This window comes from Microbacter margulisiae (genome assembly GCF_014192515.1).
GTDB lineage: Bacteria > Bacteroidota > Bacteroidia > Bacteroidales > Paludibacteraceae > Microbacter > Microbacter margulisiae.
This window is the reverse complement of the sequence record NZ_JACHYB010000001.1, coordinates 1,311,281-1,327,607: the sequence shown is the minus strand read 5'-3', so window position 1 is coordinate 1,327,607 and position 16,327 is coordinate 1,311,281. Positions and strand designations below refer to the sequence as shown.

The following is a 16,327-nucleotide window of genomic DNA, read 5'->3' as shown; positions in this document are numbered from 1 at the left end:
TATGTGTTTTTACCATCCGGGGTTTTGGACAAGTCCGTAACCTTTGTTTACTTCAGTTTGAGGGAAAGGTGATAGATACCATTTCGGATCAAAACCGTTTGTCCACCAATAGCGGGTAGGACTGGTAATAGGGAAAATTTCGTAATCAAAATGAGTCGGTTGAAGAGCTCCCGTTTTTCTGTCACCATTATACCATGCAGTTTCTATCTTATTCCCAGATGCATCAAGTCGGTATATCCGAAGCCCGTGCAATTGTTCTTGAAAAAGATCTGCTCTTTTGTAACGAACTAAATCGAAGAAACGGCTATCTTCCATTCCCAATTCGCAAGCACGTTCACGAAGAATTTCCTGAAGAAGTGCATTCTTGTCAGTGGTGAGATTTTCTGTAGGGTTACAGGCGACCAGACCTTTTAATCCTACACGAGCCCGAACTATGTCAACCTGGTTAATAGCATCCTGTAGATCGCCGGTTTGACACAACGCTTCCGCATAGGTAAGGTAAATATCTGAAAGGCGAAGGTAAGGCCATTCACAATATTGACGAAGCATATCGTTACCCATCAGGAATTTAATTGGGGCATATCCGGTTGCAAAATCTCCACTTTGGGTTAATGGCTGTAATAATGCATTGGTACCTCCTACCCAGCTTTCATAAGTGGTACCACTCATGTTTCCTGTGGTCCAGTCTAATGATTGTTGCTGTCCGTTGACAATCGCTTCTTCATACAACCTTGGGTCGCGAGTCAGTGTAACATTATTTTGGGCAACTGTTCCGGTGACAAACATCTGATCCAGTTTACCTGCAGCTTGTGTTTGGTCCCAATTAAAGGGTGTCCCGTCTGCCCAGGGGAACATGTCTACATATTCCTGAGTAGGGCAATAACTGAGTCGTTGAACAGTCATGAGAGGATCTCCCCAGGAATGCCAGCAATAATATCCTGATTTAAAGGCATCTGTGGTTGTTACAGTGGTGAAAAGTAAAATTTCTGGACTTGCTTCTGAAGCGTATCCAGTACGATAGGCAAGGCGGTAATCCTGAGGACGTGTTCCTTTAGCTTGCACAAGGTGATAATAGCCATTTTGAGATAGTGCATTGAAGAAGTCGGTGCAAGCAGTAAGACATTGTTGCCAGAGTTCGGGTTTGTAACCGCCATACCAAATAGCCGGGTTGTTTGTAGCTCCGGGATAATAAGGTTGGGTATCATTAAATAACGGAGAAGCGGCAAAAAGTAAAATTTTACATTTCAATGCCATAGCAGCTGCTTTTGTCCAGTGTCCATTCATGTTACTAATGTCGGCAGCGCTAAAGCTCCACGGAAAACTTGAAGTTGCGATAGCATTATCCAACAAACTGTCCATGAAATTGACCGTTTCTGCCACACTGGCGCGAGGAATATTATAGCTTGAACTTGTCCCACTAAAAGAGGATCTGATGATAGGGAGTCCTCCATAATTACGGAAAGTGTCATAATAACGGGCAGCAATAATACATTCGGCTTCAGCCTTCATTTCTGCTTTTTGATCATCCGTTAAGCCAGAAGTCCTGTGTATATTCTCTATCAATAACCATGCTGCACGAACAGCCTGCCAAACTCTGTTATTTAGGAAGCTCCATTTGTCGGAACGTACTCCATATTCTGCAGTGTGCGATCCATTGTAATATTGGGAATATATTGCACATCCTGACCAATTGGTTTGCCAGCAGTCTGAAAGTAAGTCAACTTTGCCAACATACGGATTATCACATTCGGGAAAGTCTCCGGAACCGTTATAATAGGGTAATCCGTAGTATTGATATGAATAGAGAGAGGTTAGGAACTGCTGAGTATATGTTGCATTATCGAACACAGTATCTTCAGTTACGTTTCCACCAGGAGCCTTTGAAAGAAAATTATTGCCAAAGTTGACAGGATCCACACAAGAAACAACCAGGACTAACATGATTCCTGCGGCGACAAGTATCCATTTGTTATTTTTTATTTGCATTGTATTTTGATTTAATATATTAAAAGCCAAGTCTCAAATTCAGAGAATACGTTTTTGTCAGAGGATAAGTGGGCGAACCAGAAGCAGTCGATTCAGGATCACCCCAAATATATTTTGTGAAAGTTAAAATATTATAGCCGGTGAATCCCAATTGGAAAGTGTTCAATTTTAGTTGGTTCATAAAGGGGAGATGAAAATTGTATGCAACTTGTATACTTTTCAAGCGCAGATAACTGGCATCTTTTTCATAAAGGGTAGAAGTAGCATAGTTGTTTGTTGCATTAACCCAGGTTGCACGCGGGTAGTCGGAGCTTTGAGATGGATTTTGAGTCGTCCATGTATGATCTACCTGATAAACCAGTAAACCTCCTTGGTTAACCGAACTGCCACTGACAAAAGGTTGACGAAAAACATCTGATAACAAACGACTTACTCCCCAATCTGCAGTCCATAGAAGGGATACATCAAAGTTGTTCCAACTGAAGCCCATGTTAATCCCGGCAATGTACTCCGGATCGTCTGTATGACCTAAACCGCGTGTCATGTCATTAGGATCGATCTTCCCATCATGGTTTAAGTCCACATATACACAATCACCATCTTGTAAGGTTTGCAATTGTGTGGGAAAAGGTTCTCCAAATACTTTCATGTAATGTGCAGGTGTTGTTTTTGAATTATAAAATTCAAAGAATTGGTACATACTACGAGCTCCGATGCGATGCCCTTGTGCATATTGGTAGGCGCTATTCAGGGGTGCTTCTTTATCTTCAATAATCTTATTTTGATTGTATGAAAGGTTCAATCCCAGAGAGTATCTGAATTTCTGTCCAATCATGTCATTCCATTTCAATGCGAGTTCCCATCCCCAGCTGTTCACACGGCCAAGGTTGGCATATGGCAATACGAATCCTAATATGCCCGGAGCAGTTTGATCCTGTAGCAAAATATCTGTACGGCGTTCTTTGTAATAATCTGCGCTAACTTGTAAGCGTTGATTCAGCGTATAAAAATCCATCCCATAGTCTTGTTTCAAGGAATGTTCCCATGTTACGTTCGGATTGTTTTTTGCTAGTTCATGTGCCCCAGGGGTAATCGTCCCGTTATTAATACCAAAGAAATAACCGTATCCCAAACGATTGGGCGCTGTAGTATTGTTTATTTGATACGGATCTGCAGTGTACATAAACCGACTTCCTCCTACCTTATCATTGCCAACAAGCCCCATCGATGCACGGAATTTAAGGTAATTAATAATAGGCTTGATAGGTTTCCAAAATCGTTCTTCGCTTACGATCCATCCAACTGAACCGGCGGGAAAAGTGCCAAATCGTTTACCGGGAGCGAAATTTTCAGAGCCATTATAGCCTAAATCAAATTCTGCCAGATATTTGCTTTTCCAATCGTAAGTGGCCCGTCCTACCAAACCTACATATCCGCTCGGCAGATCAGAATACGTTGACGGATAATATGTCTTGGATTCATTATAAAGTAATAAACCTGTCACATGATTATAACCAAATGTGCGATCATAATTAAACCCGGCCTCCATATACCAGTTATAAGATTTACCCTCGGTTTCGGTATAGGCTAGTTGAGAGTTTTGTCCATTTATTTTGTAAGCAATTGTTCCATCAGATTGAGGTACTGGGGTGTAGGTGGCAATAGAGGCGGAGGCTTGGTCATACATTGTATAACCACTGTTCATAGAACCTTTAATTCTTGCCGAAAGACCTTTGGTTATGAATCCTAATTTCTGAGCTAAACTAACATCGACGTTTAGGGTATTATTTCTGGTTTCCATAAATCCACCTCCATAATAAGCCATACCTGCTCCTCCGGTGAAAGGTAGTCCATATTCTGTACTGGTGTAAATCATTTTGCCGTTAACTAATCCCGGACTAGAAAATGGAGTCGCCCAGTACATGTTTTTCAGCATTCCAGAGCTACCTTGCCCTGTGTATGGTTTGTGTGAATCATCCACAATTCCAGCCAGGTTTAAAGATAGAGTGGTGCTTTTTGTGACATCAATATCCAGATTGGAGCGATAGTTAAATCTGTTGTAACGATAATCGAGGTCGTATGGCAAGCCAAATTCCTTGAACAATCCTCCTTGTGTAAAAGCGCCTGCTGAGACAAAATAACGTGCTGTTTTAGTTCCGCCCGTAATACTAATGTTGTGTTCTGTTTGAATGGTAGCTTTCTTCAAACAATAATTCACCCAGTTGACATCCGGAAAAAGAATAGGACTGGAATGATCCTTGAATTTTTGAATGATGGCATCGGAAAACATTGGAGTCGCCGTCGGATCATCGTTCAGTTGCATTTGGTTATAAAAAGTGGCGTATTGGTAGGCGTTAGCTTGTTTAATGGTTGCTGTAGGTACTATTACGCTGTTCGAAGTCGAAAACGTTATTTTGGGTTTTCCTTCAACACCACGTTTGGTTGTGATCAGGATTACTCCGTTAGCACCTCGCACCCCAAATACAGCTGTAGCGGATGCATCTTTCAACACAGTAATGCTTGCTATGTCGTTTGGATCAATATCGTTAAAGCTTCTTTCCACACCATCTACTTCTATTAAGGGAGCAGAATTATTCCAAGTAGCTTGGCCTCGTACAAAAATACTGGCAGCGTCAGAGCCTGGTTCTCCTGAGTATTGTACTGTAGTAATACCTGTTAACTCACCAGATAACATATTGGAAACAGATCCGGTTGGTGTTTTTAATAACATGTCACCCTTTATGCTCGAAATCGCGCCGGTTATGGTTACTTTTTTCTGAGAACCGTATGCGACAATTTCTACATCTTTTAAATTAACTGAGCTTTCGTCCATGGTGATTTTCATAACGCCACCCTGAGTTGTTACTGTTTTTGAATTATATCCAATATAGGATATTGTTAGTTTAGTACCAACAGGAACGTTTAATGTAAATTTACCGTCAAGATCAGTAACCGTCCCGACTTTACCATTCATTGTTTTTATGTTGGCACCAATAATTGGAACATCTTGATTGTCAACAATAATTCCAGTTACGGTATTTCTTTTCTGTTGCTGAAGTGTTGCTTTTGCAGAGATACCCATTAGGGGGTAAAAAATTACGGAGCAAAATAGAAGCAAGCGAGTGCTTCTTAAAAATTTTTGTTTTAAGAGTAGTATTATCATATTTAACGTTAATTATTTATTTTAGATAATTGATAGCTTTGTCTGGCATGTCAAAACAACGATGCTTTAATCTTGAAATAATCTTAGAGTGAATTCGATAATAGTTGATTTGTTAATTGTTTTTTTGAGATACCATTCCCATAAAAGGGGAAAAAGTAGGATTGATGTTTTCATAATCAGATTAATAATAAGCTCAGTGAAATAATTAGAATTTGTCTTTTGTGGTTTTAGGCCTCTGGTTGATGTTTTTATTGTTTGGATAAATGTGTAATTGTCTTTTGCCTTATGAATATTAAATTAAACTTAGGAGTTAAGTCTGACTCATTAGGATTGGCTATTTCCTGCTGAATTCAGGGAACATTATGTAATATGGAATACGATTCTGCGTGTATGTTGTAGTGGTGTATTTCTATGGTATCTTTTTTAATCCTTCCCATTGTACATCCCATTTGCCATTTTTAGGGAATCCGGGATTTTTTTGTGTACAGCCATCCCAGCCGGCACACATCATGGCAATTGCCGTAAGTAACCCCCCATTCCCGGGCAAATAGATACGAAGCCGTTGATCCTGATAGTTATGACCATTAATAAGATATCTATTTTTTTGTTGATTCATTAGTAAAGCGTCTATCGCTTTTTCAGGTTCTCCCAAGCGTGTTGCCGTCATCGCTATTAAAGGGTAATCCCAACCCCATGTGGTAGCCCAAAGCCAATGTGTCATGACCCAGTCTAATGTTTTTCGCATGATTGCCGGTTGCACTAAAGGCGAAAGAGGTAACATGCCCAATGCTCCCAAAACAGCCGGATGGTCTGATGTAAATCGTGGATCGCTGTATGTTTGTGCGGCAGATGCTGCAGCAAGATATAAACTGTCTTTATATGCCAAAGGAGGTAAATGTTGTAAGACCTTATCCCATTCCGGATTCCGTGGCATACCGCATCGCTCTCTCCATTTTTGTGCCGTGTTTAGCGCATAATACCAATAGGATAATTCTAAGGGCGGATCAACCGTTGTGCTTGCTTTCAGTGTCTCTTGTGCAGGAATAAGCCCTTTTAAATCATAATATCCTGTCTTTTTATTGAAAGTTGCAAATGATGCCATGAAGTCGGCAGTTGCAAATACCAATTTTTTGTAACGGTTTAAGATGGCTAATGAAGGATGGTCCCGATAGATTAATTCGGCTACGTAAATGACATGGGGTTGCTGCCAAACTAAAAAAGATCCAACATTTGACGGAGATTCACGGGCGGACGGATCTGTCATTTTCATCCATCTGACGCCTTTGAATCCTTGCCTTTCGGCAATTCTTTTGGCATTTGTATAGGCTGTATTGTACCAGTCAAAACTGCGTTTTAGCAAATTAATCCGGTTCCATAATGCAAAATGGACTTCGTGCCACCAATACATTTCCAAATGGAATTTACCATACCAACTGTTGTACGTTAACCCTATTTCCTGAGGCGGCGTGTTGCCGGCGCATTGTATGGCTGTTAGGTATTGGGAGAGCACTACTCTTCTTTCTAATTCTCTTGCTCTTAAGTCTTTACATTTTCTGAAATCAACTGCGGCTCCTTTCTTCCAAAACTGGTTCCAATATTTTTTAGCCGCCATTTTGTTTGCATAAAATGTTGATAAAGGCAGTTTTGAATAATAATTCGTGAACGAACACGAAAATGAAAACGAATCTGCCCTGCTGTCAGGCATGAGAATAAAAAAATGAGCCGCTTTTTTGGATAGTGTTGCCTTACCTTTCCATTGAATGGCAACATAATAAGTCGTGCTGTCTAATTGCCGCTTAAAAATAGCAAAGTGTGCCCCTTGTGCTATAATTAAAGTGATGTGTTTATTCGGTTCATTCCAACTACATCCGTCGTCAAAAGAATTACCGCTTGGATAGGCAAACCGAAAATGGATTTTGATCGATTGTGAATGTAATGAAGGAGAAGTGATCCGAGCGGAGATGATATCTTTATAAGGATTACATACGGTTTGAACATCTACTGGTTTGCCGTTGATGACATAATCGCTCTGAATGTAACCATCCCACAAATGCAGTTTTTGATGAATATGATGTATGTCATTTATCGTTAGTGCTTCTCCCTTGGAATTCGTGAAATCAAACCCGACATTGCCTAAGTTTAATCGATGTGGATTAATCCGAAACCAGTTGGCTGCATCCTGTTGGCGTCCTTTTTCATTAAATTGAACGGAGTAAGGCTCTTTCCATCCACGAAAGTCATAATTCCGTAATGTTTCGGAAAAAGTGTATTTGTGAGGGTTCGGAAAACTATGCCAACCCCAATCGGATTCGGTTCCTAATGGAACTCCATTTTTATAAAATGTGGGAAATGTTTGTAATCCTGTTGGGTCAACAGTAAAGGCAAAATGGCCGTTTCCTACCGATAATGATGATAAGGAATCTATTTGACGAATGATAGGTTCATGCCTTTTTACCAGCGCTTTGCGATTAATTCTTGAGCCATAGCAACTCATCGTACCGGATAATGATACCAGTCCTACAGCCAAAATGTAAACGCATGTTTTCATACGATAGGAATTTTGATTTTAAGGGTTCTACGAAGAGTCGCATATCACTATGCTCACATCTTTTGATGTAAATTATTTACATCTTCATTTTATAATTTCTATTACAAAGGTAAGAGAGCATATCCTAATCAAAATTGAACAATTTGATACTTTATATTCGTTTTTTGACACAAATTTTTGGATCATGTTTGGCCAAATTATTGTTATAACTATATTACTATTTGTAGTAATGTTCATATATATAACTATTTATATATATGAATGTATGAAAATATGACTGATAATGTGAAATCGTGATGATAAATTTTCCATATTCGCAAGATCTATTGTCGCTTTTTTGTAAACGTCTTTTGGTCAATTGTATATGCTATTTTAGGATTCTACTTACTTCTCTGTTCCAAGTTTATCTTTATAAGGCATTCAACCGTAGAGCTGTCAACTATTATATTTTAGTGTTACTTTGCCAATAAATTATAATCGAAATCAGTGTAACGTGATATAAATGTTTAGTAGCTAACATTCTTGAAATCTCACATGTAAAGATGTATCTCTAATAATTGATATTAGTACTATTTAGAATTTTGAAAGTGGGTTTATTTCCTGTTGTTGTTCTAACATTAAAGAATTGGACATTTTTTGCATTGCTTACTGACACCTCGGCATCTTTAGGTAAAACGATGTTACTAAATTTTACATGATTCAGTTTATGATTTTTATCTTTAAAGCCGTGTATATCAATCACCGCTCCTTTTGTTTGAGCAGTGCTAAGATCGATGTTTTTAAAAACGAAATTGTCAAATGTCGGAACTTGAGGTGCAGGCTCCCCATCATTATTATACGGTAGAGAAGACGAAATAGTGATTTTTTGTAGTTTGCAATCCATTACCGTCACATTTTTTACATAACCACCACGGTCTTTAGTGGCTTTAATTTGCATGCCATACAGCAATGGCCCTGCCTTACAATCACGTATCAGTACGTCGCTCACCCCACCTGACATTTCGCTTCCGATAGCTATGCCGTGTCCTCTTAGAAAATTACAATCTGTGATTCTGACGTATCGGGTTGGTTTTCCGATGTAGTAACCGTCTGGATTTTTACCGGATTTAATAGCAATACAATCATCTCCGGTTGAAAAAGTACAGTTAAAGATATAGCTGGAATCTGAAGAGTCAGGATCAATTCCGTCACCGTTGCGTGCAGTGCTTACGATATCCAGGTCGTGTATGCTAACACATTTACTGTAAACATATTGAATGGTCCAACAAGGTGAATTTTCGATATGCAGTCCATGTATTTCAATGTTTTTGCAGTTCATTAACAATATAAGCCTGGCACGACTTCTGGCACCACTTTTTTCTTGCATAGAGTTACCTAGCTTGCCGCCTCCGCCGCTGATTGTGCCTTCCCCTTTGATGGAAAGGTTTTTAATTGAAAAACCACCTTTATGATTTATGATGCCAGCGTTGATTAAACTGGCATAGGATTTTAATTCCCAACCTTCAAACCGATTATTAATCATTGGCAAGTAATCATCGATGTTACTGCTACCTTTCAGTACACCTCCTTTGGTAATCTCTAAGGTCATATTGCTTTTCAGAAACAGGGCACCACTAAGGAATGTACCCTTCGGAATCAATACAGTCCCGAATTTAGGGCAGGCATTTATCGCTTGCTGAATAGCTTTTGTATTGTCAGTGACGCCATCTCCTTTAGCCCCAAAATTATTCACATTAATAATCTTTCCTTGAATCTGTGTGGTAAATTCTATGGAAGGAGTTGCTCGAGATAGTTTGCCTGTTTGATCTTCTGTCTTAATTGATACCGTGTAAAGGGTAGCAGGTCTCAATCCTTCTATTCGATAATTACATTTCATTGAAGTCCCAATACACTTATTATTGAGGGAAAGGTGGTAACAGCTAATATTGCTGTAATGTTGTGGCTTATCCCAAACTATTGTTACCGACGTAGCAGCTAATGTTCCTGGAGCAATGATCAGATGTAAAGGTGATTCTGGAATAGCAAAGATATGGATGCTCAGTAAGAATGTCGAAAAAACAAAAAAGTATTTCATGTGTTTAATTTATTGTTGATATTAGGGTTTTCTTGATCCTGTAGTGAAGGTATTGCTCAAGTCTGTTGCTGTTTTGTGATACTTGATCAACTAGATGTTGACTTGTGTGTCTTATTTGGACATTGTAATTCGAAAAATTTATTTTTATTCTATTGATTGTTTGAACTTTTCGATTTCTGAATTTTCTTGACTTCGGATTTCTGTGATCTACTTGGTAGTCATTTTCTTCTTCAAATAATTTAATTTTTTGTTTCAGAGGGCCATACATATCCCAACGGGGAGTGATGATTTCCGCTTTCGGCTTCAATCGCATCAATGACAATGCCAGGATCCACCATCCATATCTTCAGGATATGCAACCCGGCAGTATGAATGGCATGCAGGCTGGTGGTTAATGCTGCGTTACGCAGAACGTCCTGTTGCCACTGTCGGTCGTATTCACTGGTGCTGTAAGGTAAGGAAATGATTTTTGGAGAGGCGTTGTCAAAGGCAATGGCATAACGTTGTGGTTTTCCGGCTTGCACGGAAAACGTGGGCAGTGCCCGGACAGTCACTTTCCATATACCTGTGTCTTTTAGACAGACTTTATATTCAAGGCAAGGCGAGTCTTTCAAAATCATTTTTGGTTGATCAAGCACAGGAATCAATCTAGGGAACACCGTTACGGCCTCGCCATTGTAGCCCACGCCTGCAATCTTTCTCCAACACACCCCTTTTTTCCCTGGAATAAATGCGGATGCATGTTCAGCTTCCATAATCACATGATGGCCCTTTTCAACGAAATCGGCTCCTGGCATGGAACAAGATGAGACAGGAGATGGCTTAATGGCTGTAGGGATGTTTTGATGCCTGACAACATCATTTGTGTCATTTTGGGGTAGCTGTGGAATATTTAATGTAAGCTGCCCACGCGGATTGTCCGACATCATATAACGCCATTTTCCTCCGGCGATTTGGTTGTTGTAAATGTCTGTGAGCCGATGAATTTGAGCTTGCGCCTCTCTTGCTTCAGTCAACCGGTCGATACGGTTCTGGTGTATCCCAGTATAATATTCATCCAGTGCCAGGCATTTTTCATTCATTGCAGCCGCTGCTTCAACAGGATAACCGACAAGCTCAAAGAAAGCATCATGCCATTGGACAGGCAAAGTCTTCCCGACAGCTACTGCTTGCGTTGATAATTTTTGCCAAGCTTCTATGCGTTGTTCGGCTTCATCTCCGTTGAGCGTCGTGGAAAATGTGTTAGTCAAATTTACCAGCATATGTTCGGGCTTACGCTGGAAATTCAGGCGATAGTATTTGGACATGATGGAGGTCAGTTTTGGCGCATAAGCCGCACCGAAATCGCGGGTAAATTGTTTCTCCAGCAAATCGTAGGTATTCATGCCATTCCATGCATGCGGATTCCATGCCAGATGGAGAAAGTATTCAATGTCGAGTTCTGCCGGTTTTAAATCTCCTACATTGAGGATCCAGACTTTATTTGCTCCATAATCACAGGCTTTGGTCATTTCTTCGGCAATCAATCCAGGAGATGTGGAACAGAGCCATAAATAATCATGCGGACGCCCCCAGTAGGAAACATGATAATAAACGCCAGCTCCGCCATGGCGCTTGCGTTCTTGGGCATTCGAAAATTCGCGAATATATCCGTAATTATCATCCGGCCACATCAAGGTTATATCGTCCGGTAACTTGGGCATGAGATGGTAAAGCGGCAATACCTCTTTATAGGGACAAAAAATTTGGGGTACTTTTCTTACATTTGGATTTACCCAGCGGGCCAGCATCTTGCGTTGATCTGAGATGATGGTATGTAGTCTTTGAGCTTTTTGAAGGAGTGTACCTCCGCCCGGCATACCGGAATCGCTTATGCCGCGCATTCCAAGTGTATATATGTTTTCATATTTTCCATTTTCACGGATGCGCTGTTCCCAATATTTCAGGACACCCTGAGCGTTTGTGACGAAGTTATATGCGCCATATTCTTTTTCGTTCCATTCACTGATATTATTCCGCAACATTTGTTCACAGTGGGATGAACCCATAACAATGCCATACTCATCAGCTAATTTTGCATCCTGAGGGAAAGCATTAAATGCTGTCGTGCCAGGGTGCATGGCCGGCCAGAGATAATTTGCCCGAAGCCGGAGTAGCAGTTCAAAAATCCTGGCATAGGTCTTTGGCCCGATATTGCCGATTTTCGGGTCAAAGGTTTTCGATGCCCACGGACGTAATCCCCAGTCTTCATCATTCAAAAAAATGCCCCGGTATTTTACGGCAGGCGGACCTACTACAAAACGCTCCCCACAGGCTCTAATAAATCTTTGTTTCCTGACAGGCACGTCAGCCCACCAATACCAGGGTGATACGCCGATTCGTTGCGATAATTCATAAATGCCGTAAATTGTCCCGCGCCGGTCGCTACCGGCAATGACCAGCGCATGGGAAATGCCGGGTAATGGATTTTTGATAATCTGCCATACAAAAGATTCCCACTTTCCTTTGATGCCGGTTGTCTTAAGTATTCCTTTTGCTGCTAGCCGGTCAATGGTGGGACTGCTTCCGAGCGTGCCTGCAATCACAATATTTTTTACTCTATCAGGGAGTCCATGTATCAGCTTTGGCTTACATCCGGTGACATGGTAAAAATCGTTTGCAAGATCATGGGCGGCACGCAATACAGCTTCATTATTAGTGGACTCTACCAGAATAGGCGAGGCATGTCCATTGCCGGCAAGAACTACCCCGGAAGATTTCAATCCGGAAAAATCAATTTTTACAGGAGTGGCTCCGTAGCAGAACTGCGTAAAAAGAACAGCCAAACAACTCCCGATTAGATTTGTTACACAACGTGGATATGACATTCTAAAATTCCATTTTTCAGATTGCGTTTTTATTATCATCTCAGGAAATGTTTTTACCTCATTCTGTTTAATCTATTTGTGTAAATCTTACATTCACGGGTTGATTTGAAGTCAACCCGTGTGAGATATACTTGTTGTTATCGTTTCCCGGCAGTAGGGCCTGGCCAGTTGTCGGAACGGAAGGGTGATGCCGGGAGTCCGCTATTATTCGTGAGATTGGGATCGCGTGGGTTGCTGTTGAAGGCATAGCGTACGGCTACGGGTTTTGGTACTGCTTTCGACCATACTTTTACAAGATTTTTCCCTATAATTTTTGCCTGTGCCCAATGCCATTGTCTGCTTGCTCCGGCAAGAGCAAATTCATGCAATGCTTCTCCGTCTTTCGTTTTTAATCCTGTACCGGCTTCTTTAAATTTTACAATGATGTATTTCCCTTTCGCTATTGCATTTTGAAAAAAAGGCCCCGAACCAAGCACCGGATAGTGATAGACGAAATCCAGCGCCCATAAATACATTCGTTTTCCTACGTCAAGTTTATCTTTAGAATGAATATTATGAGCTTCTCCAATATTAATGGTAACAATCAATCCGGTATTCTTAACCGTGTCTGCCGTCCATCGTTGAGCATCGCGTAAATCACTCCATGCATCTTCAACGGGTTGAGTCTTATGATCCCGGTAGTTTGGCAATTGTACGATTCCAAAAGGAAAATTCCCTTGTTGCCATTTGGCTCTCCAGGCTCTGATCATCGTTGGCAATAAAATCCCATATTGTTCTGCCCGCCCTTCATTATTTTCTCCCTGATACCAGATTACTCCTTTCATTCGGAAGGGGATTAGTGGCTTAATCATGCCGTTGTAAATTGACGCTGCAATGCGATATTCCCGTAAAGCATCGGGTGGGTGTGGAGCTTCTTTCGGTTCTCTCCCTGCTGCTCGTTCTTTGGCGGCGTATTCTCTCCATTTTTCCAATGCTGCTGCATATTCTTTCCTAACCTGAGGTCGTTCTGCATCCCATATTTTTTCACGATCGATGCAGGGTTGCAAATCCGGGGTATGCAAATATTCAATTGGAGTCCATGCTTCTGCTTGAGATCCTCCAAAAGAAGCATTGATAATTCCTACGGGAACGTTCAGTTTCTTTTGTAGTAGCAGTCCAAAATAATAAGCGGCTGCTGAGAAATCTTTTACAGAGGCCGGCGTGCATTTTTCCCAAATCGCTAGTGGTCCGCTCTGGTGTTTGAATGCAACAGCTCGGCTGACATTAAATAGCCGTAGCATGGGATAGTTTGCAGAGGCGATCACCGAATCTCCTTTATTTGTACTTTCCAATATCAATTGCATATTTGATTGTCCTGAACATAGCCATACTTCTCCTATTAGGATGTCATGCAAAACGATAGTGTTTGTTGTTCCTGATATTTTCATTGTACGAGGGGTACTGCTTGCTTGCATCGGTTCAAGCCATATTTTCCAATGTCCAGTCGTGTTAGCGATTGTGCTTTTATGCTGTCCTGCAAACTCAACTGTTATTTTCTCTCCCGGATTGGCGGTTCCCCAGATGGGATCTTTTTGCTTTTGTTGTAGTACCATTCCGCTATTCAAAACATCGGGCAGTGTGATTTTGGCAAATGTCATTCCACTTGTTATAAACAGAATGATTAGACTAATAAATAACTTCCTCTTCATGTCAATTTTTAATTTTTACGGATTATGGATTCTCCTTTGGCTACTTTCAACGTGAGTCCTGAGAGATTTATATTCTTTACGTGATCTAAAATAAATCCTGTTTGAGCGGTAATGTTACAGTTTTTAAATTCCACATTGCTTATCGGACTTCCTGCCAGGCCGTGCATGTCGCCTACCGATTGAACCGTTCCGGATACATTGATGATATGGATGTTGCGTATTACGGGCAATGGATTTGATGCCGGCTTAGGATGAACCATCCGCCATGCCATGTTGAAGTCGAATGCATTACGGGTGTTTTTCAAGATAATGTTGCGATAGGTTATGTTTTCTACAACACCTCCCCGGCTGGGTTGTGACTTGAATCGGATTGGTGCCCAGTTACCGTCTTCTGCGACGCAATCGTGAATTTCTACATTTTTGATTCCTCCTGACATTTCACTTCCCATCGCCACGCCGCCGCCGCCATAACGAAATGTACATTTCTCGATAAGAATATCTTGTGATGCTCTCCCGATACGTCTTCCTTCTGCATCTTTCCCTGATTTAATAGAAATGCAATCATCGTCGTCATCAATGTCGCAATTATTGACATGTATCTTTTTGCTTGAGTCAATATCAATGCCGTCGGACATGGGGATGTTGTGTTCGGCGTGAATGGTCAGATTTTGCACGGTAATGTTTTGAGAATAGAGAATAAACAGACACCAGCAGGCTTCATTGTGCAAATGCAATCCTGAGATGGTGACATTTTTGCAATCCTGAATGGCAATAAGGCGTGGTCTTCCATAACGTTCCCTGTCGCTTAACTTGCTGTATCCGGGTTGTTTTGAAGCAATGATCCCATTCTGTACCCAGGCTTCACCCGACCCGTCAATAGTTCCTTCCCCGCTCAGGTGAAATCCTGTCATATTGAATACATTGATAAAAGCAGAAGTCCATTGACATTCTGTTCCTTCCCAACGGGTTGCTACTAAAGGATAATCTGCCAGATTTGTAGTGCCCTTGAGCACCCCGTTTTTTTCAACCATCAGATTGACGCCTTGCTTTAGAAAAATGGCTCCGCTTAGAAAAATTCCGGATGGGACGATTACCGTCCCTCCACCTTCTGCTGCACACCAATCGATTGTGTTTTGTATTGCTTTTGTGTTGAGTGTTGTTCCATCTCCTACAGCACCATAATTGGTGATTAGAAAAGATGAATCCTCCTTTCGCAAAAATTGTTTTAACGGGCAATCTTTTAAATGCCGAATGCCTTTGACAACCATTCTGGCGTTTAGCGTCGCTCCTGTAGGAGAAGTATGTGTGTGATCCTGAGGGAACAATTGTTTTACGACCTCAGCTCCCATCTGATCATATTTATTGGCTATTAACGTATTAAGATCAATAAAATAAGCACCTTCCGTATGGGCGACTTCTCTTGCCCATCCACCGTAATTGGTTTTATTACGGATCACTTTGCCATCTTTCCATTCATTTCGCGGTATCGGCGAACATACAATGGGAATAGCGCCTTTGGCTTTTGCTTCGTCAATGTATTTCCGCATATACCATCCATATGTATGTACCATTTCTTTACTCCCATCCGGACGGGTGATTTCTTGTTCTTCATCTCCGATACCTTTTAAGGATGCACGATATTTGTCTCCATCTATTTTTCCTCCATCATTATGACCGAATTGCATTAAAACATAATCGCCAGGTTGTAACTTATTGACCACTTTCTGCCATAATCCTTCATATCGGAATGATCGACTGCTGCGTCCTCCTCGTGCGTCGTTTTCTACAACGATTTTTGCCGTATCAAAGAATGTCGCTATTGGAACTCCCCAACCTTCTATTAGGCCTCCATCTTTAGCTATGGTTGAATCGCCGATAATGTAAAGGGTGGGCTTGTGATTAGTTTTGAAGGCCATAATTACCAACAACGTAAATCCTATTGTCAGCAGCGAAATCAATTTAATTTTCATACGTGAATAATTTATTTTTAAAGGTCGTATG

At 41.0% G+C, this 16,327-nt stretch carries 7 protein-coding genes; all 7 read right to left on the bottom strand.

Annotation, left to right across the window (positions count from 1 at the left end):
* Positions 1-9: 9 nt before the first annotated feature.
* Positions 10-1,986 carry a RagB/SusD family nutrient uptake outer membrane protein gene (locus FHX64_RS05450; RefSeq protein ID WP_183412791.1) on the bottom strand — a complete coding sequence of 659 codons (1,977 nt, stop codon included), beginning with the start codon at positions 1,984-1,986 and terminating at the stop codon, positions 10-12.
* A gap of 19 nt (positions 1,987-2,005) precedes the next feature.
* A complete protein-coding gene (locus FHX64_RS05445) occupies positions 2,006-5,068 on the bottom strand; it encodes a SusC/RagA family TonB-linked outer membrane protein (RefSeq protein WP_246392310.1) in 3,063 nt (1,020 codons plus the stop codon).
* A gap of 490 nt (positions 5,069-5,558) precedes the next feature.
* Positions 5,559-7,697 (bottom strand): hypothetical protein, encoded by a 2,139-nt coding sequence (locus FHX64_RS05440; RefSeq protein ID WP_183412789.1) that lies wholly within the window; start codon positions 7,695-7,697, stop codon positions 5,559-5,561.
* A 550-nt stretch (positions 7,698-8,247) separates the two neighbouring features.
* Positions 8,248-9,771, bottom strand: a complete 1,524-nt coding sequence (locus tag FHX64_RS05435; RefSeq protein ID WP_183412788.1) for a glycosyl hydrolase family 28 protein — start codon at positions 9,769-9,771, stop codon at positions 8,248-8,250.
* A 239-nt stretch (positions 9,772-10,010) separates the two neighbouring features.
* Positions 10,011-12,677 carry a glycosyl hydrolase 115 family protein gene (locus FHX64_RS05430; RefSeq protein ID WP_183412787.1) on the bottom strand — a complete coding sequence of 889 codons (2,667 nt, stop codon included), beginning with the start codon at positions 12,675-12,677 and terminating at the stop codon, positions 10,011-10,013.
* 98 nt (positions 12,678-12,775) lie between these two features.
* Positions 12,776-14,275 (bottom strand): sialate O-acetylesterase, encoded by a 1,500-nt coding sequence (locus FHX64_RS05425; RefSeq protein ID WP_221202145.1) that lies wholly within the window; start codon positions 14,273-14,275, stop codon positions 12,776-12,778.
* A 59-nt stretch (positions 14,276-14,334) separates the two neighbouring features.
* Entirely contained in the window at positions 14,335-16,296 is a 1,962-nt protein-coding gene (locus FHX64_RS05420) for a glycosyl hydrolase family 28 protein (protein ID WP_183412785.1), read from the bottom strand.
* Between the last annotated feature and the right edge of the window lie 31 nt (positions 16,297-16,327).

Coding starts and splice junctions, on each gene's coding strand:
- FHX64_RS05450 (WP_183412791.1), bottom strand. CDS start 1,986: ATGCAAATAAAAAATAACAAATGGATACTTGTCGCCGCAGGAATCATG.
- FHX64_RS05445 (WP_246392310.1), bottom strand. CDS start 5,068: ATGGGTATCTCTGCAAAAGCAACACTTCAGCAACAGAAAAGAAATACC.
- FHX64_RS05440 (WP_183412789.1), bottom strand. CDS start 7,697: ATGAAAACATGCGTTTACATTTTGGCTGTAGGACTGGTATCATTATCC.
- FHX64_RS05435 (WP_183412788.1), bottom strand. CDS start 9,771: ATGAAATACTTTTTTGTTTTTTCGACATTCTTACTGAGCATCCATATC.
- FHX64_RS05430 (WP_183412787.1), bottom strand. CDS start 12,677: ATGATAATAAAAACGCAATCTGAAAAATGGAATTTTAGAATGTCATAT.
- FHX64_RS05425 (WP_221202145.1), bottom strand. CDS start 14,275: ATGACATTTGCCAAAATCACACTGCCCGATGTTTTGAATAGCGGAATG.
- FHX64_RS05420 (WP_183412785.1), bottom strand. CDS start 16,296: ATGAAAATTAAATTGATTTCGCTGCTGACAATAGGATTTACGTTGTTG.